Annotated in this window: 16 protein-coding genes and 1 tRNA gene; 8 read left to right on the top strand and 9 right to left on the bottom strand. The window is 63.5% G+C overall.

Features of this window, described 5'->3' with window-relative positions; translation table 11 throughout:
* Nucleotides 1-117 precede the first annotated feature (117 nt).
* Nucleotides 118-204 (top strand) — tRNA-Leu (locus tag ACVOLS_RS13215).
* Between the two features lie 268 nt (nucleotides 205-472).
* Here the strand turns inward: ACVOLS_RS13215 and ACVOLS_RS13220 are convergent.
* Genes ACVOLS_RS13220 through ACVOLS_RS13235 form a run of 4 tightly spaced genes read right to left on the bottom strand, consistent with a single transcriptional unit; the run spans nucleotide 473 to nucleotide 5,151 of the window.
* Nucleotides 473-2,032 (bottom strand): DHA2 family efflux MFS transporter permease subunit, encoded by a 1,560-nt coding sequence (locus ACVOLS_RS13220; protein ID WP_481545964.1) that lies wholly within the window; start codon nucleotides 2,030-2,032, stop codon nucleotides 473-475.
* A 7-nt stretch (nucleotides 2,033-2,039) separates the two neighbouring features.
* The gene (locus ACVOLS_RS13225; protein ID WP_481545965.1) at nucleotides 2,040-3,221 is read right to left on the bottom strand and encodes a multidrug transporter; all 1,182 of its coding nucleotides are present in this window, start codon (nucleotides 3,219-3,221) and stop codon (nucleotides 2,040-2,042) included.
* Entirely contained in the window at nucleotides 3,218-4,711 is a 1,494-nt protein-coding gene (locus tag ACVOLS_RS13230) for an efflux transporter outer membrane subunit (RefSeq protein ID WP_481545966.1), read from the bottom strand. Before ACVOLS_RS13230 ends, ACVOLS_RS13225 begins: the two co-directional genes overlap by 4 nt.
* A complete protein-coding gene (locus ACVOLS_RS13235) occupies nucleotides 4,708-5,151 on the bottom strand; it encodes a MarR family winged helix-turn-helix transcriptional regulator (RefSeq protein WP_481545967.1) in 444 nt (147 codons plus the stop codon). Before ACVOLS_RS13235 ends, ACVOLS_RS13230 begins: the two co-directional genes overlap by 4 nt.
* 214 nt (nucleotides 5,152-5,365) lie before the next feature.
* On the opposite strand from ACVOLS_RS13235, the gene parC reads away from it, so the two are divergent.
* The 3 genes from parC to ACVOLS_RS13250 all read left to right on the top strand — a co-directional run bounded on the left by parC (nucleotide 5,366) and on the right by ACVOLS_RS13250 (nucleotide 10,054).
* A complete protein-coding gene (parC, locus tag ACVOLS_RS13240) occupies nucleotides 5,366-7,609 on the top strand; it encodes a DNA topoisomerase IV subunit A (protein WP_481545968.1) in 2,244 nt (747 codons plus the stop codon).
* 178 nt (nucleotides 7,610-7,787) lie between these two features.
* Nucleotides 7,788-8,444, top strand: a complete 657-nt coding sequence (locus ACVOLS_RS13245) for a thiopurine S-methyltransferase (protein ID WP_481545969.1) — start codon at nucleotides 7,788-7,790, stop codon at nucleotides 8,442-8,444.
* 269 nt (nucleotides 8,445-8,713) lie between these two features.
* Complete coding sequence (locus tag ACVOLS_RS13250; RefSeq protein WP_481545970.1) at nucleotides 8,714-10,054, top strand: extracellular solute-binding protein; 1,341 nt, start codon at nucleotides 8,714-8,716, stop codon at nucleotides 10,052-10,054.
* Between the two features lie 296 nt (nucleotides 10,055-10,350).
* On the opposite strand, the gene ACVOLS_RS13255 is transcribed toward ACVOLS_RS13250, so the two are convergent.
* Entirely contained in the window at nucleotides 10,351-10,839 is a 489-nt protein-coding gene (locus ACVOLS_RS13255) for a bacterioferritin (RefSeq protein ID WP_481545971.1), read from the bottom strand.
* Nucleotides 10,840-10,988: 149 nt separating this feature from the next.
* Here ACVOLS_RS13255 and ACVOLS_RS13260 point away from each other — a divergent pair, with 149 nt between their 5' ends.
* Complete coding sequence (locus ACVOLS_RS13260; RefSeq protein WP_481545972.1) at nucleotides 10,989-13,313, top strand: penicillin acylase family protein; 2,325 nt, start codon at nucleotides 10,989-10,991, stop codon at nucleotides 13,311-13,313.
* Nucleotides 13,314-13,496: 183 nt separating this feature from the next.
* On the opposite strand, the gene ACVOLS_RS13265 is transcribed toward ACVOLS_RS13260, so the two are convergent.
* The 3 genes from ACVOLS_RS13265 to asnB all read right to left on the bottom strand — a co-directional run bounded on the left by ACVOLS_RS13265 (nucleotide 13,497) and on the right by asnB (nucleotide 17,152).
* On the bottom strand, nucleotides 13,497-13,925 hold the full coding sequence (locus tag ACVOLS_RS13265; RefSeq protein ID WP_481545973.1) for a RidA family protein: 429 nt from the start codon (nucleotides 13,923-13,925) through the stop codon (nucleotides 13,497-13,499).
* Nucleotides 13,926-13,982: 57 nt separating this feature from the next.
* Complete coding sequence (locus ACVOLS_RS13270; RefSeq protein ID WP_481545974.1) at nucleotides 13,983-15,368, bottom strand: cation:proton antiporter domain-containing protein; 1,386 nt, start codon at nucleotides 15,366-15,368, stop codon at nucleotides 13,983-13,985.
* Nucleotides 15,369-15,466: 98 nt separating this feature from the next.
* Nucleotides 15,467-17,152 carry an asparagine synthase B gene (gene asnB, locus ACVOLS_RS13275; protein WP_481545975.1) on the bottom strand — a complete coding sequence of 562 codons (1,686 nt, stop codon included), beginning with the start codon at nucleotides 17,150-17,152 and terminating at the stop codon, nucleotides 15,467-15,469.
* Nucleotides 17,153-17,510: 358 nt separating this feature from the next.
* Between asnB and ACVOLS_RS13280 the strand changes: the two genes are divergently transcribed.
* From ACVOLS_RS13280 to ACVOLS_RS13290, 3 genes are all read left to right on the top strand, one after another.
* The gene (locus ACVOLS_RS13280) at nucleotides 17,511-18,407 is read left to right on the top strand and encodes a tetratricopeptide repeat protein (RefSeq protein ID WP_481545976.1); all 897 of its coding nucleotides are present in this window, start codon (nucleotides 17,511-17,513) and stop codon (nucleotides 18,405-18,407) included.
* A gap of 97 nt (nucleotides 18,408-18,504) precedes the next feature.
* A complete protein-coding gene (locus ACVOLS_RS13285) occupies nucleotides 18,505-19,191 on the top strand; it encodes a pentapeptide repeat-containing protein (RefSeq protein WP_481545977.1) in 687 nt (228 codons plus the stop codon).
* 379 nt (nucleotides 19,192-19,570) lie between these two features.
* A complete protein-coding gene (locus tag ACVOLS_RS13290; RefSeq protein ID WP_481545978.1) occupies nucleotides 19,571-20,323 on the top strand; it encodes an SDR family oxidoreductase in 753 nt (250 codons plus the stop codon).
* Between the two features lie 190 nt (nucleotides 20,324-20,513).
* Here the strand turns inward: ACVOLS_RS13290 and dapE are convergent, their stop codons facing one another.
* Nucleotides 20,514-21,641 (bottom strand): succinyl-diaminopimelate desuccinylase, encoded by a 1,128-nt coding sequence (dapE, locus tag ACVOLS_RS13295; protein WP_481545979.1) that lies wholly within the window; start codon nucleotides 21,639-21,641, stop codon nucleotides 20,514-20,516.
* Nucleotides 21,642-21,693: the final 52 nt, after the last annotated feature.

The following is a 21,693-nucleotide window of genomic DNA, read 5'->3' on the forward strand; positions in this document are numbered from 1 at the left end:
CCCCTCCCCTGCCCTCCCCTTGCCTGCGGCAAAGGGAGGGAGCCAAGCGGCGCAGCCCCATCTTCACAAACCAGATGACGGCACCAGAAACGTCCTACATAATCTCGCTCCTGAGTCGCCCAGGGGGCGGAATTGGTAGACGCACTAGCTTCAGGTGCTAGCGGGGGCAACTCCGTGGAGGTTCGAGTCCTCTCCCGGGCACCACGACTCAAACGAAACAACCCGCGAAAGCGGGTTTTTTTGTGCCCGCAGCTTTTACCTGTAGTGCCGAGCCATGCTCGGCAGAAGCCTTACCGACAATCCCCCCCCGTAGTGCCGAGCCATGCTCGGCAGGGGCTTTACCGGTAAGGCCATTGCCGAGCATGGCTCGGCGTTACACAAAGCGAAGCCCGCAATCTTTCCGATTGCGGGCTTCGCTGTAGCGTCATTGCTATCGGCTTCGCGGCTTACGCCGCTCCTACAACAAGCGGGGCTAATGCCCGCCTGCCGACGCTGCACCAGCGCCCGCACCAAACGGCGGCTTGGCCAGCCACACCAGGCCGATGATCAGCAGGAACACCCAGCCCAGCAGCAGGAAGATGTCGTTGAAACCCATCTGCGAGGCCTGGTGGTTGATCATCTCGTTGAGCACCGCCGCACCATGTTGCAGGTCGCCCTGCCCCATCGCGGTCACCTGCTGATGCATGCCCGGATCGTACAAGGACACATGCTCGGTCAGATCAGCGTGGTGCTGCTGGGTACGACGCGCCCACAACCACGTGGTAAGCGACGCCGCGAAACTGCCCGCCAAGGTCCGCAGGAAGGTCGCCAGGCCGGAGCCGGCGGCGATCTCGCGCCCATCAAGGTCGGACAGCAGAATCTGCAGCACCGGCATGAAGAACAGCGCCAAACCAACACCCATCAGCAGCTGCACACCAGCAACGTGTTCGAAGTTGACCTGCAGGTTGAAGCCCGAGCGCATGAAACTGGTCATCGACAACACGAAGAACGCGATCGTCGCCAGGTAGCGCATGTCCACCTTGTGGCCGAACTTGCCCAGCACCGGCGCCACCATGATGGGCAGGATGCCTAGTGGCGCTGTGGCCAGACCGGCCCAGATCGCGGTGTAGCCCATGTCACGCTGCAACCACTGCGGAATCATCAACGCCACCGAGAAGAACGCGGCGTAACCCACAATCATCGCCAGCGTGCCGGCGCGGAAATTGCGATGCCGCAGCAGCTTCAGGTCGACGATCGGGTCCTTGTCGGTCAGTTCCCAGATCACGAATACCGCCAGCATCACCGCAGCGATGCAGGTCAGCACGACGATCTTGGTCGAGTTGAACCAATCTTCCTCGTTGCCCAGGTCCAGCATCAGCTGCAGGCAGCCGACGCCGATCACCAGGGTGACCAGGCCGACGTAATCCATCTTCGGCCGCTCAGTGGTTTCCACGCGATGACGCAGCTGACTGCCGACAATCGCCGCAGCGATGACGCCCAACGGCACGTTGATCAGGAAGATCCATTCCCAGCTGTAGTTGTCGGTGATCCAGCCACCGAGGATCGGCCCGGCAATCGGCGCAACCACGGTGATCATCGCCAACAAGGCCAGCGCCTGCCCGCGTTTCTCCCGTGGATAGATCGAGACCAGCAGCGACTGCGTGATCGGGTACATCGGCCCGGCCACGAATCCCTGCAGCGCGCGCGACACCACCAGCATGCCCATGCTCTGGGCGATGCCGCACAACAAGGAAGCGATCGAGAACGCAATGGTCGCCCAGATGAAGAGCTTCACTTCACCGAAGCGGCGGCTCAACCACCCCGTCAGCGGCAAGGCAATCGCGGTGCTGACCGCGAACGAAGTGATCACCCAGGTCGCCTGCTGCGAACTGGCACCAAGGTTGCCGGCGATCGTCGGCAACGAGACGTTGGCGATGGTGGTATCCAGCACCTGCATGAACGAGGCCAGCGCCAGGCCGGCCGTGCACAACGCAACATTGGCTGGCCCTGCGCCGACCGTCGTGGCCGGCGCCGTGGGAGCTTGAGCGGACATGGTGACCTCAGCTGGCGCGCGTGGACGGCGGCAGGTTGTCCTGGATGATGCTGTGGATCATGGCGTCGGCATCATGCAGCTGCTTGGTATAAACCTCAGTGCCGTACACCGTGCCCTTGGCCACGTCAGCCGGCAGTACCGTGCCCTTCTGGTCGTGCAGGTTGACCTCGGCCTTCATCGACAGACCCAGGCGCAGCGGATGCTCGGCAAGCTGCTTGGCATCGACGGTGATGCGCACCGGCACGCGCTGCACGATCTTGATCCAGTTGCCGCTGGCGTTCTGCGCCGGCAGCAACGAGAACGCCGAACCGGTACCCAGGCCAAGATTGGTGATGTGGCCCGTGTAGGTGACGTCGCCACCGTACAGGTCCGAGCGCAGCGCCACTTCCTGGCCCAGGCGCATGTGCCGCAGCTGGGTTTCCTTGAAGTTCGCATCCACCCACATCTGCTCAGCCGGCACCACCGCCATCAAGGCGGCACCCGGCTGCACGCGCTGGCCGACCTGCACCGAGCGACGTGCGACATAACCGGTGACCGGCGCAACGATGCCGGCACGTGCGTTGTTGAGATAGGCCTGGCGCAGCTGCGCCGCAGCGGCCTGCACGTCCGGCTGGGTGGCGATGACGGTGTCGTCGATCAGCGCGCGGCTGCGCTCGACGGTCTCGCGCGAACCGGCAACGGCGGCTTCGGCAGCGGCCAACTCGTCACGGGCATGGGCCAGTTCTTCATTGGAGATGGCACCGCTGGCAGCCAGATCGCGACGACGGGCGAAGTCTTCGCGTGCGCGCTTCACCGATACCATCCGCGCGTTCAATTCCGCCTGTGCACCTTCCGCACTGCGGTACAGGCCGCGCACCTGGCGCACGGTGCTGGCGAGGTTGGCCTGCGCCTGCTGCATCGCCACTTCGGTATCGGCCGGGTCCAGCTGCACCAGCAGCTGGCCCTGCTCCACCTTCATGCCGTCATCGGCGGCGATGGACACCACGGTGCCGGTGATCTGCGGGGTGATCTGCACCTGGTTGCCGCCGACATAGGCGTCGTCGGTTTCCTCGGCCCAGCGGCCCAGGAAGTAGTACCACGCAGCAAATGCTGCCAGCAGGATCAGGATCACGAACAACAGGCCGCGCAGCAGCTTGCCGCGACGGCTGGGAGCGGCGGCTGCCGCTTCGGGGGAGGAGGTCTGGCTCATTGGGGGGAGGCGTCTGAGGAATTCGAATGGGCGTTGATGGCAACAGCAGGTTCGGCAACTGCGTCAGGCTGGAAGCCTCCGCCCAGTGCCGCGCTCAGGCGCACCGAGGACAGCAGTTGCTGTGACTGCAGATTGCTCAGTTGCTGCTGGCTGCGCAGCAACTGGTCCTGCGTGCTGAGCACATCAAGGTAATTACCGATGCCGGCGCGGTAGCGCTGCTGGGCGAGGTCATGGGCGGCCTGCGCGGTAGCCTGCGCCTGCTGCTGGGCCTGCACCTGCTCGGCCAGCGAACGCAGTGCGGTCACCTGGTCAGCCACATCGCGCAGCGACTCGACCACGGTGTGGTTGTAGTTGGCCACCGCCAGATCGTACTCGGCATCGCTGCCAGCCAGGCCTGCACGCAGGCGGCCACCGTCGAAGATCGGCAGGCTCAGCGCCGGTGCCAGCAGGCCGAAGGTGGAGCCGCTCTGCAGCAAGCTGTCCAGGTTCTTCGACACCACGCCGCCGAGCGCGGTCAGGTTGAGGCTGGGATAGAAGCGGGTTTTGGCGACCTTGATCTGCTTGTCTGCCGCTTCCACGCGCCAGCGCGCAGCGACGACGTCCGGGCGACGACCCAGCAGTTCACTGGGCAACACGCTTGGCAGCTGCAGGGCCAGCGGATTCAATTCGTCGGGAACAGCAATATCCAAGCCGCGATCCGGACCCTGCCCCAGCAGCGCCGCCAAGGCGTTGCGGGCGGAATCGATCTGCTGCTGCGCGGCCAGCTGTTGCTGGCGCGCCAGTGGCAACCGGGCCTGTGCCTGGGTGACCTGCAGGTTGCTGTCGATACCGGCGCGGCGGCGCTGGTTGGTGAGCTCAAGCGTCTTTTCGGCACGCGTCAGTTCGTCATTGGCGACTTGTTGCAGCTGACCGGCATGGGCCAACTGCACGTAGGCCTGAACGATGGCAGCCGACAGGTCCAGCCGCGCCGCCTGCGCGTCCACCGTCGAGGCATGGACACTGTCCACCGCCGCCTCCCAGTTCGCACGCTTTCCGCCCCACAGGTCAACCCCGTAGCTGAAATTGGCAACCGCCTGCACGCTGCCCATGTAATCGCCGCCGAGGTCACCGGCCATCGATTCGGGCAAGGTCAGCCCGGTATAGCCTGGTGCCAGCGACAGGCTGGGCTTGCGCTCGGCATTGGCACCGGACGCCTGTGCCTGCGCCTGGCGCAGCCGTGCATCGGCCGCTTCGAGTGAGGGATTGCTACGCAGGCCTTCGGCGACCAGCGCATCCAACTGCGGGTCAGCAAATGCACGCCACCAATCGGCAGCAGGGAAACCGGCGGCGCTGAGCGACGCTCCGGCCAAGCTCCGCCCGGCCTGCAGGCTGTCGGCATCGAGCAGATGGCCCTGCGGTTGCAGGCCACGGCTGCTGGCACAGGCGCCAAGCGCCAACACCAACGCGCCCAGCAACAACGGGCGCGCGTAGTTCAAAGGAGAAGTTTTCATGGGGGAGAAAGGGCATCCCGTACCCGGGCTAACAGAGAAAACAATTGGTCACGCTCGGCGGCAGTCAGGTCACCCAGTGCCAGATCAATGATCCGGTCACCACGTACCTTGAGCTGCTGCCACAGCGCGTGACCTTCGTCGGTCACTACGATCTGCAAGGCTCTTCTGTCCTGCGCATGCGGCTCGCGGCGCACCGCACCCAACGCCTCCAGCCGATCCAGCAGGCGGGTCACCGCGCTGGGCACCTGGTTGATGGCCTGGCCGAGCTCGGCCGCTGTACACGGCGCCATCTGCGAGAGCACCTTGAGGCCCACGTAATGGGTGAAGCCAATACCCAGACCTTCCTCGGCCATGGTCGCGTCGAGCTGGCGTACCAGCCCGTCGCCCACCTGGCGCAGCAGCAGGCCAAAGCTGGGGGGTACAGAAGAGGATTCAGTCATGGGGCGGCATTTTATTTCCATTTGGAAATATATTCTACGGAATATTTCCATCAAGAAATGAATTCATCGTTACACATATGTAGTGAATCGATGGCACCACCTTCACCCGGACAGTCGCCGCGCTTGGCATCGTCGTCGGCATCCGGATAATCGTCGGATCAGGCAGCCGGCGGTCCCCGCCTTGGCCCCGCACAACAGGTAGCACCCACCCGCAATGACTGATTCTGCACGCCCCGCATACCATGGCTTCGAACAGCAGCCACTGCGCGAATACGCTGAACGCGCCTATCTTGATTACTCCATGTACGTGGTGCTGGACCGCGCCCTGCCGTTCATCGGCGACGGGCTCAAGCCGGTGCAGCGCCGCATCGTCTATTCGATGAGCGAACTGGGGCTGGGTGCCGGGGCCAAGCCCAAGAAATCCGCCCGCACCGTCGGTGACGTCATCGGCAAGTACCACCCGCACGGTGACAGCGCCTGCTACGAGGCACTGGTGCTGATGGCCCAGCCGTTCTCGTTCCGCTACCCGCTGATCGAGGGCCAGGGCAACTTCGGCTCCAGCGACGACCCCAAGTCGTTCGCGGCCATGCGTTACACCGAATCCAAGCTGACCCCGATTGCCGAGGTGCTGCTGGGCGAGCTGGGCCAGGGCACCACCGACTGGACCCCGAACTTCGACGGTACCCTGGAAGAGCCGACCTGGCTGCCGGCACGCCTGCCGCACCTGCTGCTCAACGGCACCACCGGCATCGCCGTGGGCATGGCCACCGACGTACCGCCGCACAACCTCAATGAGATCGTCAGCGCACTGGTGCGCCTGATCGACGAGCCGGACGCCACCGTCGCCGAGCTTTGCGAGCACGTGAAGGGCCCGGACTACCCGACCACCGCCGAGATCATCACCTCGCCGTCGGACCTGCGGAACATCTACGAGACCGGCAACGGCAGCGTGCGCGCACGCGCCACCTTCAAGAAGGAAGGCAGCAACATCGTCATCGATGCGCTGCCGCACCAGGTCTCGCCGTCCAAGGTGATCGAGCAGATCGCCGCGCAGATGCGCGCCAAGAAGCTGCCGTGGCTGGAAGACATCCGCGACGAATCCGACCATGCCAACCCGGTGCGCGTGGTGTTGATGCCGCGCTCCAACCGCGTCGACGCCGAGCAGCTGATGGGCCACCTGTTCGCCATCACCGACCTTGAGCGCAGCTACCGCGTCAACCTCAACGTCATCGGCCTGGACGGTCGTCCGCAGGTCAAGAACCTGAAGATGCTGCTCAGCGAGTGGCTGCGCTTCCGCCAGGACACGGTCACCCGCCGCCTCAACCATCGCCTGCAGAAGGTCGAGCGTCGCCTGCACCTGTTGGAGGGCTTGCTGGTTGCCTTCCTCAACCTGGACGAAGTGATCCGCATCATCCGCACCGAGGACGATGCCAAGGCCGCGCTGATCGCGCGCTTCGCGTTGAGCGAAGACCAGGCCGAGTACATCCTGGAAACCAAGCTCAAGCAGCTTGCGCGCCTGGAAGAAATGAAGATCCGCGGCGAGCAGGATGAGCTGGCCAAGGAACGCGACAAGATTCTCTCGATCCTGCAGAGCAGCGCCAAGCTGAAGAAGCTGGTCAAGGACGAACTGCTGGCCGACGCCAAGAAGTTCGGCGACGCGCGCCGCTCACCACTGGTGCAGCGCGGTGCCGCCCAGGCCATCGACGAGACCGAGCTGGTGCCCAGCGAGCCGATGACCGTGGTGCTGTCGGAGAAGGGCTGGGTTCGCGCGGCCAAGGGCCACGACGTCGACGGTTCGACCCTGAACTACCGCGATGGCGACAGCCTGTTGGCGGTGGCACGTACCCGCAGCACCCAGCAGGTGGCCTTCCTCGATACCGAAGGCCGTGCCTACTCCACGCCGGTCCACACCCTGCCCTCGGCACGTGGCAATGGCGAGCCGCTGACCGGTCGCTTCTCACCGGCATCGGGCAGCAGCTTCGTCACCGTAGCCAGCGGCGACAACAACACCCGCTTCGTGTTGGCTTCCACGCACGGTTATGGCTTCGTCACCCGCTTCGAGAACCTGACCGGCCGCAACAAGGCCGGCAAGGCTATGCTCAACCTGTCCACCGGTTCGGCGGTCCTGACCCCGTCCTTGGTCGCCAACCCGGAAACCGACCGCATCGTCGCGGTCACCAGCGCCGGCAACATGCTCGCCATCCCGGCCAGCGAGCTGCCTGAGCTGGACAAGGGCAAGGGCAACAAGATCATCGAGATCCCCAAGGCCAAGCTCTCCACCGAGCGCGTGGTCGCGGTGGTCGCGGTAAGCCCGGGCAACACTCTGCAGGTACGCAGTGGCCAGCGCACCATGAACCTGTCGTTCAAGGACCTGGAGACGTATCTGGGAACGCGGGCGACGCGCGGGCATCTGCTGCCGCGGGGTTGGCAGAAGGTCGAAGGGCTGGAAGTCCAGTAAACAGAGAAGGCCGGGCAATGCCCGGCCTTTTTTATTTCGCTTTTGTAGGAGCGGCGTAAGCCGCGAAGCCACAAATCCAAACAGCACCAGCAACCACGAATCACCATTGATCCACTGCTCTCAGCTTCGCGGCTCACGCCGCTCCTACAAACCACCGGCAACGCAAGCGGAGACCCCCATGCAACCCGACTTCTGGCTGCAACGTTGGCAGAACGGTCAAATCGGCTTCCATCGCAACGAAGTGATGCCACTGCTGCAGAAGCACTGGCCCGAGCTGCAACTCCCGGCAGGCAGCCGCGTGCTGGTACCGCTATGCGGCAAGACCCTGGACATGCACTGGCTGGCCGCGCAAGGCCACCGCGTCCTTGGGGTTGAACTATCACCGATGGCGATCGAGCAGTTCTTTGCCGAAGCCGACATCACTCCGCAGCACCACAGCAGCCAGTACGGCGAGCACTACAGCGCCGGGCCGATTGAAATCATCTGCGGTGATGCATTTGCACTGGACGCTGGTCTGCTGGCCGATGTAGCCGCCGTCTATGACCGCGCCGCCCTGATCGCGCTACCGCCACCACTGCGCCAGCATTACCGCGACACGCTGTATGCCCAACTGCCGGTCGATTGCCGCGGCATACTGATAACGCTCGAGTATCCACAGGACGAAAAGCAGGGCCCTCCATTCTCTGTCGAACAAGCCGAAGTGCTGCGCCTGTTCGCGACGCCATGGCTCGCCACCGTGATGGAACGTCGCGACATCCTGGATCAACAACCGGATTTCCGCGCAGACGGTGTGACGGCGCTCTCCACCACGGTCTATCAACTATTCCGTAGCTGACGCAACGCTCCCAGTAGCGGAAATGCCCCTCTCGTGGGGGCCATATCGGCACATCCGATCAAGCGCGCATGCGCAGTGCCACAACGCCCAAGGCCCTCGGCGCCTGCCGCGACAGATCACCGCCTCTTGCCACATTGCCAGTACAGATGTCCGTCGGTACCGCTGCGCGGCTGCGCCATGCGGTGGCCGCAGATCATGCCCCCTGGCCGCGAGCCACATTGCTGCCCCTACCAACGTAGTCGCACCAAATCGCTTGGCCAACAGCGATTTTGAGACTGGTCCGATGTCCACTCCGGCCAGCCCTATCGAAAATACGAAAGTTTTCAACACCACACCGAACAAGATTGCCATCCAGCCAAGTGCTTTTCCTCCACGGCCAATGCCGGGCCGGGGACAGCACGATTGCTCACTGGCGAATTGCGCTCGGCACGCCGCGCTTCAATATCGCCAAGGGACAAGGATTGAAAAAGCTACTTTCGGCCGCTGTATCGCTGTCGCTGATTTCGTGCGGCGGCAGCGATTTCCCAAGCACAGCAGAGGCACCGGCGGCCCCAACCGCCCTTGGTGGTGTACTGAACGTGTACAACTGGCCAGACTATGTTGCACCAGACACCATCCGCGATTTCGAAAAGAAATTCAGGGTCAGCGTGCGGTACGAGCTGTTCAGCGGCAATGGCGTGCTTGATCAGAAGCTGCGCGAAAACAACGATGCCTACGATGTGGTTTTCCCCTCGGCACGCCCGTATGCAGCGGATCAGATCAGGCAAGGCCTGCTGCGTCCGCTGGACAAAACCGCACTGAGCAACTGGCAGAACCTGAGCAGGGATGCACTCGATGGCCTCACCGGACCGGATGCCGGAAACGCTCACCTCGTTCCGTACCTCTGGGGCACCACCGGGCTTGGCGTCAACACCGACAAGGTTCAGGCAATTCTGGGGCCAGATTTCGACATGGCCACGTGGGACCTGTTGTTCAAGCCCGCTATCGCGTCCCAACTTTCGGAATGCGGCATCGGCATCATCGATGATGACGAGGAAGGCCATACAGCAGCGCTGATATGGTTGGGCCGTGATGCCAACGCCATCACGGCGGAAAACATGGACGCCGTGCAGGATGCCTATCTGGATGTACGCTCCTACATCCGCACGTTTGGCAGCTCGGTCGAGCTGATCGACGACCTGGCGTCGGGCAAGCTATGCGTGATACTCAGCTATTCCGGCGATATTGGGCAGGCGCAGGCGCGGGCAGAAGAGCTTGCCAAGGGCGGCAGGCCCAGGAACATCAAGTACCTGATCCCCCGCGAAGGCGCATTGCGCTGGATGGACGTGGTCGCCATTCCGAAGAATTCGAAGAACCCAGCGCTTGCGCATGAGTTCATCAACTACCTGATGGACGCCAAGGTGATCAGCGATATCACCAACCATGTCACTTACGCCAATGCAAACGCGGCATCCACCCGCTGGATCAATCACGAAGTGGCCAATGATCCGAATATCTACCCGTCAAAGTCCGTGATGGGCAAGCTGGTGGACTCGGCACAGCTCAGCGAGCAACAGACACTACGTCGTGAGAACAGCTGGAACCGGATCATCTACGGACTGATCCGTTGATCACGGCATTTCCTTCTCGAGCGCAGTTACCGCAGCATTGCCAGTCTGATGCTGGCAATACTGCACAGAACACTTCGGTGTTGGCTCTCATGCCGTCATTCCCGCAAATGCGGGAATAGCTCTGAGCTCCGCTCTGGCTTTCAAGCCTTCATACCTGCCAGAGCAGTGGCCGTTCTGCCCCAGGCACGGCACTGTGAGCAGAGACGGCAAAGCAGGATGCCCCCGCTCCAAAGGCGGGCCTCACACGGGGGTCGCTGCCTCAAGTCGCGTGATTCCCGCCAGCCCGCACCGCAGGATCAATGCGCCGGGGTGCCCTTGGCGTCCATCTTGCTCAGCTGGTAAAGCTCCAGGCCAATACGCTTGATCAGGCCCAACTGCTTCTCCAGCCACCAGGCATGGTCTTCCTCGGTGTCACGCAGCTGCAGCAGCAGGATGTCGCGGCTGACATAGTCACCCTGTGCTTCGCACAGCTTCACCCCGGCGGCGAGGTTGGCGCGAACCTGGTACTCGACCTGCAGGTCCTTCTCCAGCATTTCCATCACGGTCACGCCCGGCTCGAACGCGTGCGGCCGCATGTCCGGGTTGCCGCCCAGGAACAGGATGCGACGCAGCAGCGCATCGGCGTGCTCGGTCTCTTCTTCCATCTCGTGACCGATACGCTCGTACAGCGCCAGCAGGCCCTGATCTTCATACCGACGGGAATGGATGAAGTACTGGTCGCGCGCAGCCAGTTCGCCGCGCAGCAGCTCCTTCAGGCACTCAATGACTTCGGCTTTGCCCTGCATGGGGGTGCTCCTGATGATTCGATGGTGCATAGGGTGCCCCATCTGAAAACCCAATGATCTAATCGGAATCACTTTCAGTTGCGATTCCCTCTCTTTCGGCTTCACAAGCTGTCTACAATCGCCACAGAACCGCTACCGGGGGTAGGCCTGTGCTGCGTTGGCTGCTGCGTTCGCTTTGGGTTGTATTGGGGCTTTTGCTGGTAGTGCTGCTGGTCATCTGGGGATTGCTGCGCGGGAGTTTGCCTCAGCTGGATGGGGAGCTGGCCCTGCCGGGGCTGTCTGCGCCGGTCAGCATCCAGCGCGACGCGCTGGGGGTGCTCACCGTCGAAGCCGCCAATGAGACCGATATGGCCCGCGCCCTGGGCTATGTCCACGCGCAGGAGCGCTTCTTCGAGATGGACCTGATGCGGCGTTCGGCCGCCGGCGAGCTGTCCGAGCTGTTCGGCGCCAAGGCCCTGCCGCTGGACAGACGCATGCGCGTGCAACGCCTGCGCGCCCATACCCAACAGAACCTGGGCGCGGCCTTGGGCGACAAACGCGGCGTCATCGAGGCCTACCGCGACGGCGTCAATGCCGGCCTTGCCGCGCTGCCGGTCCGGCCCTGGCCATACCTGCTGCTGCGCCAGCAACCGCGCGCTTGGGAGTTGGAGGACTCGGTGCTGACCGGGCTGGCGATGTACGCCGATCTGCAGGACCCAACCAATACCCGCGAGCTGGCAATGGCACGCATCCGTAGCGTGGTGCCGCCAGCCCTGTATGCATTGCTCGCCCACGACGGCAGCAGCTGGGATGCGCCCTTGTTTGGCGCTCCCCGTGGCGATGCGGTGTTACCAGATGCGGCAGCGCTGGACCTGCGCAAGCAAGCTGGCACGGCGCCACCTGCGCCGGTCGCGGCGGACTCTGATGTCCTAGGCAGCAACAACTTCGCAGTAGCCGGCGCTCTGACCGAAGACGGCCGCGCCATCATCGCCGACGACATGCACCTGGGCCTGCGTGCGCCCAACATCTGGTTCCGCGCACGCCTGCGCTATGCCGACCCGACCGCGCCGGAAGGCAAGGTCGATGTTGCTGGTTTCACCCTGCCCGGCCTGCCTGCAGTCATTGTCGGCAGCAATACGCGGGTAGCCTGGGCCTTCACCAACAGCTACATCGACACCGCCGATTACACCACCCTGCCCGCGAACACCCCGCTGCGCACCGTCAACGAGTCCATCGCCGTCGCCGGGGCGCGCCCGGAGCTGCTGCTGGTACGCGAAAGCGACTGGGGCCCGATCCTGCATGACGAACCCGACGGGCAACTGCTGGCCCTGCGTTGGGTTGGCCAGCAGGCTGGCGCCGTGCGTCTGGATTTCGCTGACATGGCCAAGGCCGCCGATCTCGACGCTGCCTTTGCAGTAGCCGATCGCTCCGGCATCCCCGCACAGAATCTATTGGTCGCCGACCGTAGCGGGCGCATCGCCTGGCGCCTGATCGGCGCGCGCCCCGCGCGTGACCCGAGCTGCCATGCCGATGCAGCGGCGCAGGCCAACTGCGCACCGTGGCCGATCCGCACCGATCAGGCACCCGCGCTGATCGACCCACCCGATCACCGTTTATGGACAGCCAATGGCCGCGTGCTCGATGGCGCCGCGCTGGTCGAGGCCGGTGACGGCGGTTATGACTTCGGTGCACGCGCCAAGCAGATCCGCGACGGCCTGTTCGCCCGCGAAAGCTTCAAGGAAAGTGACCTGCTGGCAATCCAGCTGGATGACCGCGCCCTGCTGATGGAACGTTGGTGGAAGCTGCTGCGGCAGACCGTCGAGCACAGCGATGATCCGGCGCTGAAGCGACTGGAAGCCGCCAGCCGCCAGTGGCAGGGCCGCGCTTCCACCGATTCCGTCAGCTACCGGATGGCGCGCGGCTTCCGCGGGATCCTGATGGACAACATGGAAGGCGCGCTGCTGGCACCGGCCAGGGAACAGTTGGGCGAACGTTACATCCCACCCAAACTGGCCCAGTTCGAAGGCCTGCTATGGCCCTTGCTCAGCGAACGTCCGCCGCACCTGTTGCCACCGCCTTATAAGAGCTGGGATGCATTGCTGGCCGACAGCGCCCGTCAACTGGAAAAAGATCTGGCCGAACAGGGCCCGGATCTGGCGCAACGCAGCTGGGGCGAGCGCAACACCGCCGCGATCTGCCATCCGGTCTCGATGGCATTGCCGGGTCTATTCAAGCGCTGGCTGTGCATGCCGGCCCAACCATTGGCTGGCGACGACAACATGCCGCGCGTGGTTGGGCCCAAGTTTGGTGCGTCCGAACGCATGGTGGTGTCGCCCGGTCACGAAGCCGACGGCATCGTACACATGCCCGGCGGCCAGAGCGGCCATCCGCTGTCGCCGTTCTGGGGCGCAGGCCACGACGACTGGGTGGAAGGCCGGCCAACCCCATTCCTGCCAGGTCAGCCCGCGCACAATTTGAGCTTGAGCCCACGCTGAGTATGCAGCACAAGCCTGACGTAGCCCGGGTAAGCGCTGCGTTTGCCGGCTGGCATCTGACTGTGGGAGCGGCGTAAGCCGCGAAGCTGGCTGTGCTGGAACCCTTGATGCGTGCGCAATCTGATGGTGTTCCTGCTTCGCGGCTTACGACGCCCCGACAAACGCCGGGTCTGGGTTCCAGCCTTACTTCAACCGCACCGTCCACTCCACTTCGAGCTTGGCCTCGGCGTCGAACAGACGGCTGATCTGCACCCAGCTCGCGGCCGGATACTTGCCGTCGGCGAAGAAGGCCTTGCGCTCGGGGATGGCCTTGATCAGGCCATCCATATCGGTGGTGAACACTGTTTCCTTAACCACCTGGCTGCTGTCGGCATCAAACTGCTGCAGGATCTTGGTGAGCTTGCCGTAGCAATCACGTACCGCAGCCTGCATGTCCGCGCCCCTGCAGGGCACACCGGAAACATGCAGCGTGTCGCCATCGCGCACCACGCCGGTGTAGCCGATGTCCGTCTCCCAGCTGCCCAGTTGATGCCGTTCCAGCGGCACCTCGTTCGCGGTTGCCACCAATGGACTGCCCAACAACCCCAGCATCAACAACGGCAATGCGCGCATCGGAAATCCTTTTGAATTGAGAGGAACAACACCAACGAAATACGCTTACGAAGAAGCTCAGCCTGCCTTGCCCTTGCCGCGCGCACTCCAGCTCAGCAACGGGCCGGTCATCGCCGTCGTCACCAAGGCCATGATCACCAACACCGCAAACAGACGGTCACCCAACAAACCCAGTTCATAGCCGAGATTGAGCACGATCAGCTCCATCAGACCACGGGTGTTCATCAACACCCCCAAGCGCAGCGAATCATGGGCCGGCATGCCCGCACTGCGCGCCGCGGCAAACGTGCCAAGCAGCTTGCCGACGCTGGCCACCGCTATCACCAGCAGACACAGCCACAGATCGCTGACCTGCAAGGCATCGGCACGCAGGCGCAATCCGGTCATCGCGAAGAACAACGGCAACAACAAAGTCACCGCCAGCGGCTCGACCTTGTTGATGATCAACTCGCGCAGCTGCGCATTGGCGTTCGCGGCGACACCGGCGGCAAACGCACCGAACAGTGCATGGATGCCCAAGGACTCGGTCAACAAGGCACTGGCCAGGGTCAGCAACAGCATGCCCAGCAACCACGCGCCTTCGCGCCCGGCGGCAATCTGTTGCCGTGCAAACCAAGGCCGCACGACGCCCAACATCAGCCCGATGAAAACCGTCACACAGGCCAGACTGAAACCTGCCGCGCCCCAGCCGGCGGCCTGGGTGGCTGCGACAATCAACGCGAGCATGCACCAGGCCGTCGCGTCGCCCAGCGCTGCACAGGCGATCGCGGTCTGCCCCAGGGGACTGTGGGTCATCTCGCGATCGGCAAGAATGCGCAGCAGCACCGGGAATGCAGTGATGCTCAGCGAGATACCAATGAACAGCGCAAACGAAGTGAAGCCGACGCCGGCAGGACCATGCGCCGGATACAACCAGATCGCCAACAACACGCCACACAGAAATGGCACGGCAATACCAGCGTGACTGACCGCAATGGCAAAACGCCGCCGCCCTTGCAACCTGCCTAGATCCAGCTCCGCTCCAGCAACCAACAGGAACATCAGCACACCGAGCTGGCTGACCAGACCAAGCGGGCCCAGCGAACTGGGCGGAAACAGCGCAGCCTGCAGCTGCGGGAAGACACTGCCAAACAGCAGCGGCCCCATCATCAAGCCGGCCGCCATCTCACCGATCACTGCCGGCTGGCCAAACCAGCGCAACAGCCGTCCAGCCCCTTTGGCCACCAGCAGCAGTACCAGCAACTGCAGCAGGAACAGACCCAAGGGAGAACTCGAATGCAGTGCCGCCGAGCCGGCCTTGGCCGCCTGCTGCACCGGCGCCGGCACATCCATCCCGGCGTAACGGGCCACTAGCAGCGCCGCCAGCAGCGGCAGCGCAGCCCAAACCAGATAGAGCCAACCCCAATGCGCCCGCGAGGCCGGGCGATGCGTTCCTGCGTCCATGATCTTCCCTTGCGTAAGCCGGCGATGATACGGCCCACGGCTGCACAGCGGCAGCTGCAAACGCACGGCCCGTAATACTACGGGCCGTGCGTCGTCACTCACCTAGCCAGGGCCTGCTCGTGCACACCGGCCACGGCACGGCCGGACGGATCGGCCATGCTGGCGAAGCTGGCATCCCAGGCAATCGCCGCCGGTGACGAACAGGCAATCGACTTGCCGCCAGGCACGGTTTCCGATGCCGCATGGCTGGGGAAGAACTGCTCGAACACGTGGCGGTAGTAGTACGCCTCCTTGGTCTGCGGCGGGTTGTGCGGGAAGCGCTTGTCGGCGGCGGCCAGCACGCGGTCGCTGACCTGGGCTTCGGCATGCGCTTTCAGACCGTCGATCCAGCCGTAGCCGACGCCGTCGCTGAACTGCTCCTTCTGCCGCCACAGGATTTCCTTGGGCAGGTAACCCTCGAAGGCCTCACGCAACACCGCCTTCTCGATGCGGCCGCTGGCCTTGTCGACCATCTTGTGGCGCGCATCCATCTTCATCGCCACATCGAGGAACTCGCGGTCCAGGAACGGCACGCGCGGCTCCACGCCCCAGGCCATCATCGATTTGTTTGCGCGCAGGCAGTCGTAGTTGTTCAGCGCATCGAGCTTGCGCACCAGCTCTTCGTGGAACTCACGCGCGTTCGGCGCCTTGTGGAAGTACAGGTAGCCGCCAAAGATCTCGTCACTGCCTTCGCCGGACAGCACCATCTTCACGCCCATTGCCTTGATCCGGCGCGCAAGCAGGAACATCGGGGTGGATGCGCGAATGGTCGTGACGTCATAGGTCTCGACGTGACGGATCACTTCCGGCACCGCATCCAGGCCTTCCTCGAAGGTGTACTCGAAGCCGTGGTGCACGGTGCCCAGCATTTCCGCCGCCACCTTGGCCGCAGCAAGATCGGGCGACCCCTTCAGGCCAATCGCGAAGCTGTGCAGGCGCGGCCACCAGGCCTCGCTCTGACCACCATCCTCGATGCGGTTACGCGCATAGCGCGCCGCAACCGCGGCGACCAACGAGGAGTCCAGGCCACCGGACAGCAGCACGCCATACGGCACGTCGGTCATCAGCTGGCGGTGCACGGCACGTTCGAAGGCCTCGCGCAGTTCGGTCAGCGATACGTCCACACCTTCCACCGCGTCGTACTCGCGCCAAGGGCGCTCGTAGTACTTGCTGAGCGTGTCGGTGCTGCTGTCATACCAATGGCCGGGCGGGAACTGCGCGACGTCGGCACAGGTATCGGACAGCGACTTCATTTCCGAGGCCACGCACAGCCGGCCCTGCTTGTCGTGGCCCCAGTACAGCGGCACCACGCCGATAGGATCGCGGGCGATGATCACGCGCTGTTTGGCGCGGTCCCACAGCGCAAAGGCGAAGATACCGTTGAGCCTGTTCAAGTAGGACGCCGGCTCGTCCTCGCGGTACAGCGCGTTGATTACTTCGCAGTCCGAGCCGGTCTGGAAGGCGTAAGACTGGGTCAGTTCCTTCTTCAGCTCCTGGTGGTTGTAGATCTCACCGTTCACTGCCAATGCCAGTTGACCGTCGTCGGACAGCAGCGGCTGCGAGCCGCCGGCAGGGTCGACGATGGCCAGGCGCTCGTGCACCAGGATGGCGCCGTCGTCTACATAGACACCGCTCCAGTCCGGGCCGCGATGCCGCTGGCGCTGGGATTGTTCAAGCGCCTGCCGACGCAGCGCCTGCAGGTCGTCACCGGATTGCAGGCCAAAAATGCCGAAGATGGAACACATGGGAAAGCTCCTGGGTTGTGTGGGGACAAACATTGGAAGCAACGGCTTGAAGACCTGCAGCCGCTCGGTGTTCCCGCCCCGGCCACAAAAAAACCCGCATCGGCCGATGCGGGTTTTCTGATGTCCTGAGCGTGTTGCCTGTTCTAGCTCTGGTCGCAGTCCCGCAGTGGCCGCGCACGATTATTCGCGCGCAGATTATTGCGGTTGTTATTGTTGACGGCGGTGGCCAGGAACGAGGACATGGCGCTGACCGTATCCCGCTTTCGGCGCCCGCGCAACTGTTGCTTTGGCAACCGATTCAGCGGCCGGGCCGGGAGCCTCCGCGATAATCGCCTGCCCCGTTACCCGGACCTGCTGGATGCCCCGTCCCACGCCCCGCGTGCTGCTGTACGCCCTGCCCCTGTTCATCCTGCTCGGTTGCGCGACAAGGCCCAACACCCGCCCTCCCAGCGACACCGAGCGCGATGCGCTGTCCGCAGCCGCCGATGGCCAGTTCGACTCGGCCCTGCGGGTGGCCAAGATGTACCAGGCCTGGAACGACCCGCGCGCACTGGACTGGTACGCGCGCGCAGCGGCGACAACGCCGCGCACCCACCGCAGCACAGGTGCCGAAGAGCAATTGGGCAGGATCCTTGAGCGCGGTCGCCTGGACAGCAGCGATGACCCGCAGAAGCCGGAAGATGTCCGCTTCAAGCCTTCGCCGCGCAAGGCATTCCGCTGGTACCAAAGCGCCGCTTACCACGGCTCGCCGTATGCCATGTCCGATCTGGCACGCTGGTACGAACGTCAAGGCGACATGGCAGGCGCACTGCGCTGGCGCCTGCGTTCGGCGGTGTACATGCGTGAGTTGTACAAGCTGGAGGCGTTGCGCAAGGCAACCCTCGCCTCAACTGATGCCGCGCGCCTTGCCCCCGATCAGCCCTCCTCCAATGCGACCATCGCCCGCATCCAGCGGCGCGCCGCGCGCGGCGACGCCGAGGCCCAAGTCGATCTTGGCGCCTTGCACGAAGCGGGCATCGGCATGCCCGAGGACATGCGCGAGGCGCTGCGCTGGTACCAGCGCGCGGGTGAGCAAGGCAATGTCTATGGCCAGTACTTCAGCGGCCTGGCGCTGGGTCGTGGCAGCAAGGGCCTGCAGAAGGATGAAACAGCAGCGGCAGCATGGTTCGCGCGCGCCAACGCACAGGAGTTCTATCTGGCTGAGGAGTCGTATTGGCGCCGGGCCATTGCGCCGCCGTTCTTCATCTTCGAATAGATCAAGCAGGTCTGTACACACAACGTCCGCCGCAACAAGACTGCATCAGCAGAGCAATGTCACGCAGAATGACGCGCAAGCACCTGCAGAGTTGGACATGACGAACACCCCGGTTTTTCGCGAAGAAACCATCGACCGCGCGCGCATGCAGCAGATCATCCGTGCGCGTCCGCGCGCTGCTGTGTTCGAATCGTGCACGCTGGACGAAGGCGATTTCTCGCGCCTGGACATGGACGGCTTCCAGTTCAGGCAGTGCTCGCTGAGCAGGGCCAACTGGCTTGCCGCATCACTGGAGGAAAGCCAGTGGCAGAAATGCCGCGGCAGCCATTGCGACTTCAGTTCCGCACAGCTCAGCGACTCGCGCTTCGATCATTGCGACCTCAACAACAGCTTCTGGCGACGCGCCACGCTGTCGTCGGTGCAGTTCAAGGACTGCAAGCTGACCGGCGCCCACCTGCAGGAAGTCAGCGGCTGGGCATTGGAGTTCCGCGACTGCCTGCTGGCCAGCGCCGACCTGCGCGGCATGTCATTCCGCAAGGCGCAGCTGGAAGGCATGGACTTCTCCGATGCCGACCTGTCCGGCTGTGACTTCCGCGACGTGGTATTCAGCGGCGGCAGCCTACGCAACACACAGACCCGTCTGACCCGCTTCGAAGGCGCCGACCTGCGCGATACCGATATCAGCGGACTCAACGTGATGGACAGCAAGCACTTCAAGAAGGCGGTGATATCGCAGCGGCAGGCAGCGGCTGCATTGGCTGCTTTCGGACTGATCGTCGCATAGCGCAATGGGCTGGCATGGATGACTTTCCATGCGCCTGGCAAGCACCCAAAGCACACCTCTGCCTGCCCACTACTACTGTCTTTCCCGCCTATCGTACCCAGCCCCCCCCCTCGCGAATATCTGAGTCGACATCTTGGGGAGTTGGATGCAATGAAATCAGAACCTGGAAAGCCAGGCGACCAGCTGCATTCGAGTGTCGGCTCGGACCTGTACGGCTGAACATGCGACCGCCTGTACCCGGACTTCAGGGCTGTCGCGCACTGTTGAGTTCGATCATTTGATGTCTGTTTTTGCACTTGACTCCAACCTGGCCTGATGAAATTTTCGGCGAGCGGCCAATCAATCCGTCTCGGTGAAACCGACAAGGTGGAGGAGTCAAATGGGAGCTGTAGATGGAAAAGTTGCGCTTGTAAGTGGCGGCGCACGAGGTATCGGGGCCGCGGTTGTGCATCGCCTGATCGAGGAAGGTGCATCCGTCGTCTTCGGCGATATCCTCGATGCCGACGGCTGCAAGCTGGCGTCGGCACTGGGCGAACGCGCCCGCTACGCCCACCTCGATGTCACCAGCACCGGTGATTGGGCTGCGGCGACAGAGCTGGCGCAGCAAACGTTCGGCGGGCTGGATATCCTCGTGAACAACGCTGGGATCGTCAAATCCGGTTCGATCCTGGATCTGAGTGTCGAAGACTGGAACCTGGTGATCGATATCAACCTCACCGGCGTCTTCCTGGGAATGCGGGCCGCTGCGAAGGCACTTGTCGCGTCCGGTGCTGGATCGATCATCAACGTATCCTCTACTGCCGGATTCCTTGGTTTTGAATCTCTCGCACCCTATAGCGCGTCCAAGTTCGGCGTACGCGGCCTCACCCGGTCGGTCGCACTGGAACTTGGGCGCTACGGCGTGCGGGTCAATTCAGTACATCCGGGTTTGATAGAAACGCCGTTGTCCGCCTCCAGATTGATGCAGGATCAGGGCCACGTCGCTCTCAACCGCGCAGGAAAACCCAACGAGATCGCCGACATGGTGCTTTTCCTGGCCAGCGATGCGTCAAGCTTTTCAACAGGGGCCGAGTTTGTCGCCGACGGCGGCGCGCTGGCCGGCGTCATCGACAGGCAGGGCTCGCCCAGTTGATGTCCCGCGCGTCGAAGGTGTTTTGATTGAACAAGGCCAGCACACAACTCAAGACGCTTGCTCTTGCCCTGGATGATAGCCACCTCCAGCGAAGAGCATTCGCCTGAGTAGCGCCTGCCCGTCTCGGAGTCACACTTGAACACGACCCATCTCGCCCCCCGGCAAGATTGTGCAATTGCACCGTAACGGCTTAGTCCAGCAGTTTTTCGATCAGTTTCCGGTACAGGTCAGGCAGCGCTTCCAGGTCGGCCACGCGCACGTTCTCATCAACCTGATGGATGCTGGCATTCACCGGCCCCACCTCGATGCACTGCGCACCCAACGGCGCGATGAAACGGGCATCGGAAGTACCACCACCGGTGCTTTCTTCCGGTGCGGCACCGGCGAATTCGGCCAGTACGTCGCGGGCAACGCTGCGCAGGCGCCCTTCCGGCGTATAGAACGGCTCGCCGCTGCGGTGCCACTGCAGGTCGTAGTCCAGCTCGTGACGATCCAGCAGCGCACCGATCTCGGCCTCGAGCTTGTCGGCATTCCAATGCGGGTTGTAGCGCAGGTTGAACATCACCTGCAGTTCACCCGGAATCACGTTGTTGGCACCGGTGCCGGCGTTGATATTGGAAATCTGCAGGCTGGTGGACGGGAAACTTTCGTAGCCATCGTCCCAATGACGGGCGGTCAACTCAGCCAACGCCGGTGCGGCCAGATGGATGGGGTTGCGTGCCTTGTCCGGGTAGGCGACATGGCCCTGCACGCCCTTGATGCGCAGCTTGGCCGAGAGACTCCCGCGACGGCCGACACGCAGCAGGTCACCGAGCTTGGCGGTGGAGGAAGGTTCGCCGGTGATGCACCAGTCGATGCCCTGTCCGCGTTCCACAAACAGCTTGGCAACGTGGCGCACGCCATCGATGGCGTCACCTTCCTCGTCGCTGGTCAGCAGCACCGCCAGCGTGCCGGGATGGTTCGGATGGGCGGCGACAAATTGTTCAGCAGCCACCACGAAGGCGGCGACGCTGCCCTTCATGTCGGCAGTACCGCGCCCGTACAGCACGCCATCGCGCACTTCCGGCTTGAACGGATCGCTGCTCCAGGCTTCGACCGGACCGGTCGGCACCACGTCGGTGTGGCCGAGCAATACCAACACCGGCGCGCCGCTGCCGTGGGTAGCCCAGAGGTTGTCCACTTCGCCCAGACGCAGGTGCTCGCAGTTGAAGCCGGCGGCGTTGAGACGGCCGGCGATCAGTTGCTGGCAACCGGCGTCCTCCGGGGTTACCGAGGGGCGGGCGATCAGGTCGCAGGTCAGGGCTAGTACGTCGTTCATGGGGGCCTTGTGGATCGGTGGCTTCGCGGCTTGCACCGCTCCTGCATGTGGT

Source organism: Stenotrophomonas sp. STEN038, assembly GCF_056759895.1.

Bases quoted from the DNA above. Each gene is read 5' to 3' on its own strand.
- ACVOLS_RS13285 (WP_481545977.1), top strand. From the start codon at position 18,505: ATGACGAACACCCCGGTTTTTCGCGAAGAAACCATCGACCGCGCGCGC.
- ACVOLS_RS13235 (WP_481545967.1), bottom strand. From the start codon at position 5,151: ATGACTGAATCCTCTTCTGTACCCCCCAGCTTTGGCCTGCTGCTGCGC.
- ACVOLS_RS13225 (WP_481545965.1), bottom strand. From the start codon at position 3,221: ATGAGCCAGACCTCCTCCCCCGAAGCGGCAGCCGCCGCTCCCAGCCGT.
- ACVOLS_RS13245 (WP_481545969.1), top strand. From the start codon at position 7,788: ATGCAACCCGACTTCTGGCTGCAACGTTGGCAGAACGGTCAAATCGGC.
- ACVOLS_RS13220 (WP_481545964.1), bottom strand. From the start codon at position 2,032: ATGTCCGCTCAAGCTCCCACGGCGCCGGCCACGACGGTCGGCGCAGGG.
- parC (WP_481545968.1), top strand. From the start codon at position 5,366: ATGACTGATTCTGCACGCCCCGCATACCATGGCTTCGAACAGCAGCCA.
- ACVOLS_RS13270 (WP_481545974.1), bottom strand. From the start codon at position 15,368: ATGGACGCAGGAACGCATCGCCCGGCCTCGCGGGCGCATTGGGGTTGG.
- dapE (WP_481545979.1), bottom strand. From the start codon at position 21,641: ATGAACGACGTACTAGCCCTGACCTGCGACCTGATCGCCCGCCCCTCG.
- ACVOLS_RS13280 (WP_481545976.1), top strand. From the start codon at position 17,511: ATGCCCCGTCCCACGCCCCGCGTGCTGCTGTACGCCCTGCCCCTGTTC.
- ACVOLS_RS13255 (WP_481545971.1), bottom strand. From the start codon at position 10,839: ATGCAGGGCAAAGCCGAAGTCATTGAGTGCCTGAAGGAGCTGCTGCGC.
- ACVOLS_RS13290 (WP_481545978.1), top strand. From the start codon at position 19,571: ATGGGAGCTGTAGATGGAAAAGTTGCGCTTGTAAGTGGCGGCGCACGA.
- ACVOLS_RS13230 (WP_481545966.1), bottom strand. From the start codon at position 4,711: ATGAAAACTTCTCCTTTGAACTACGCGCGCCCGTTGTTGCTGGGCGCG.
- asnB (WP_481545975.1), bottom strand. From the start codon at position 17,152: ATGTGTTCCATCTTCGGCATTTTTGGCCTGCAATCCGGTGACGACCTG.
- ACVOLS_RS13265 (WP_481545973.1), bottom strand. From the start codon at position 13,925: ATGCGCGCATTGCCGTTGTTGATGCTGGGGTTGTTGGGCAGTCCATTG.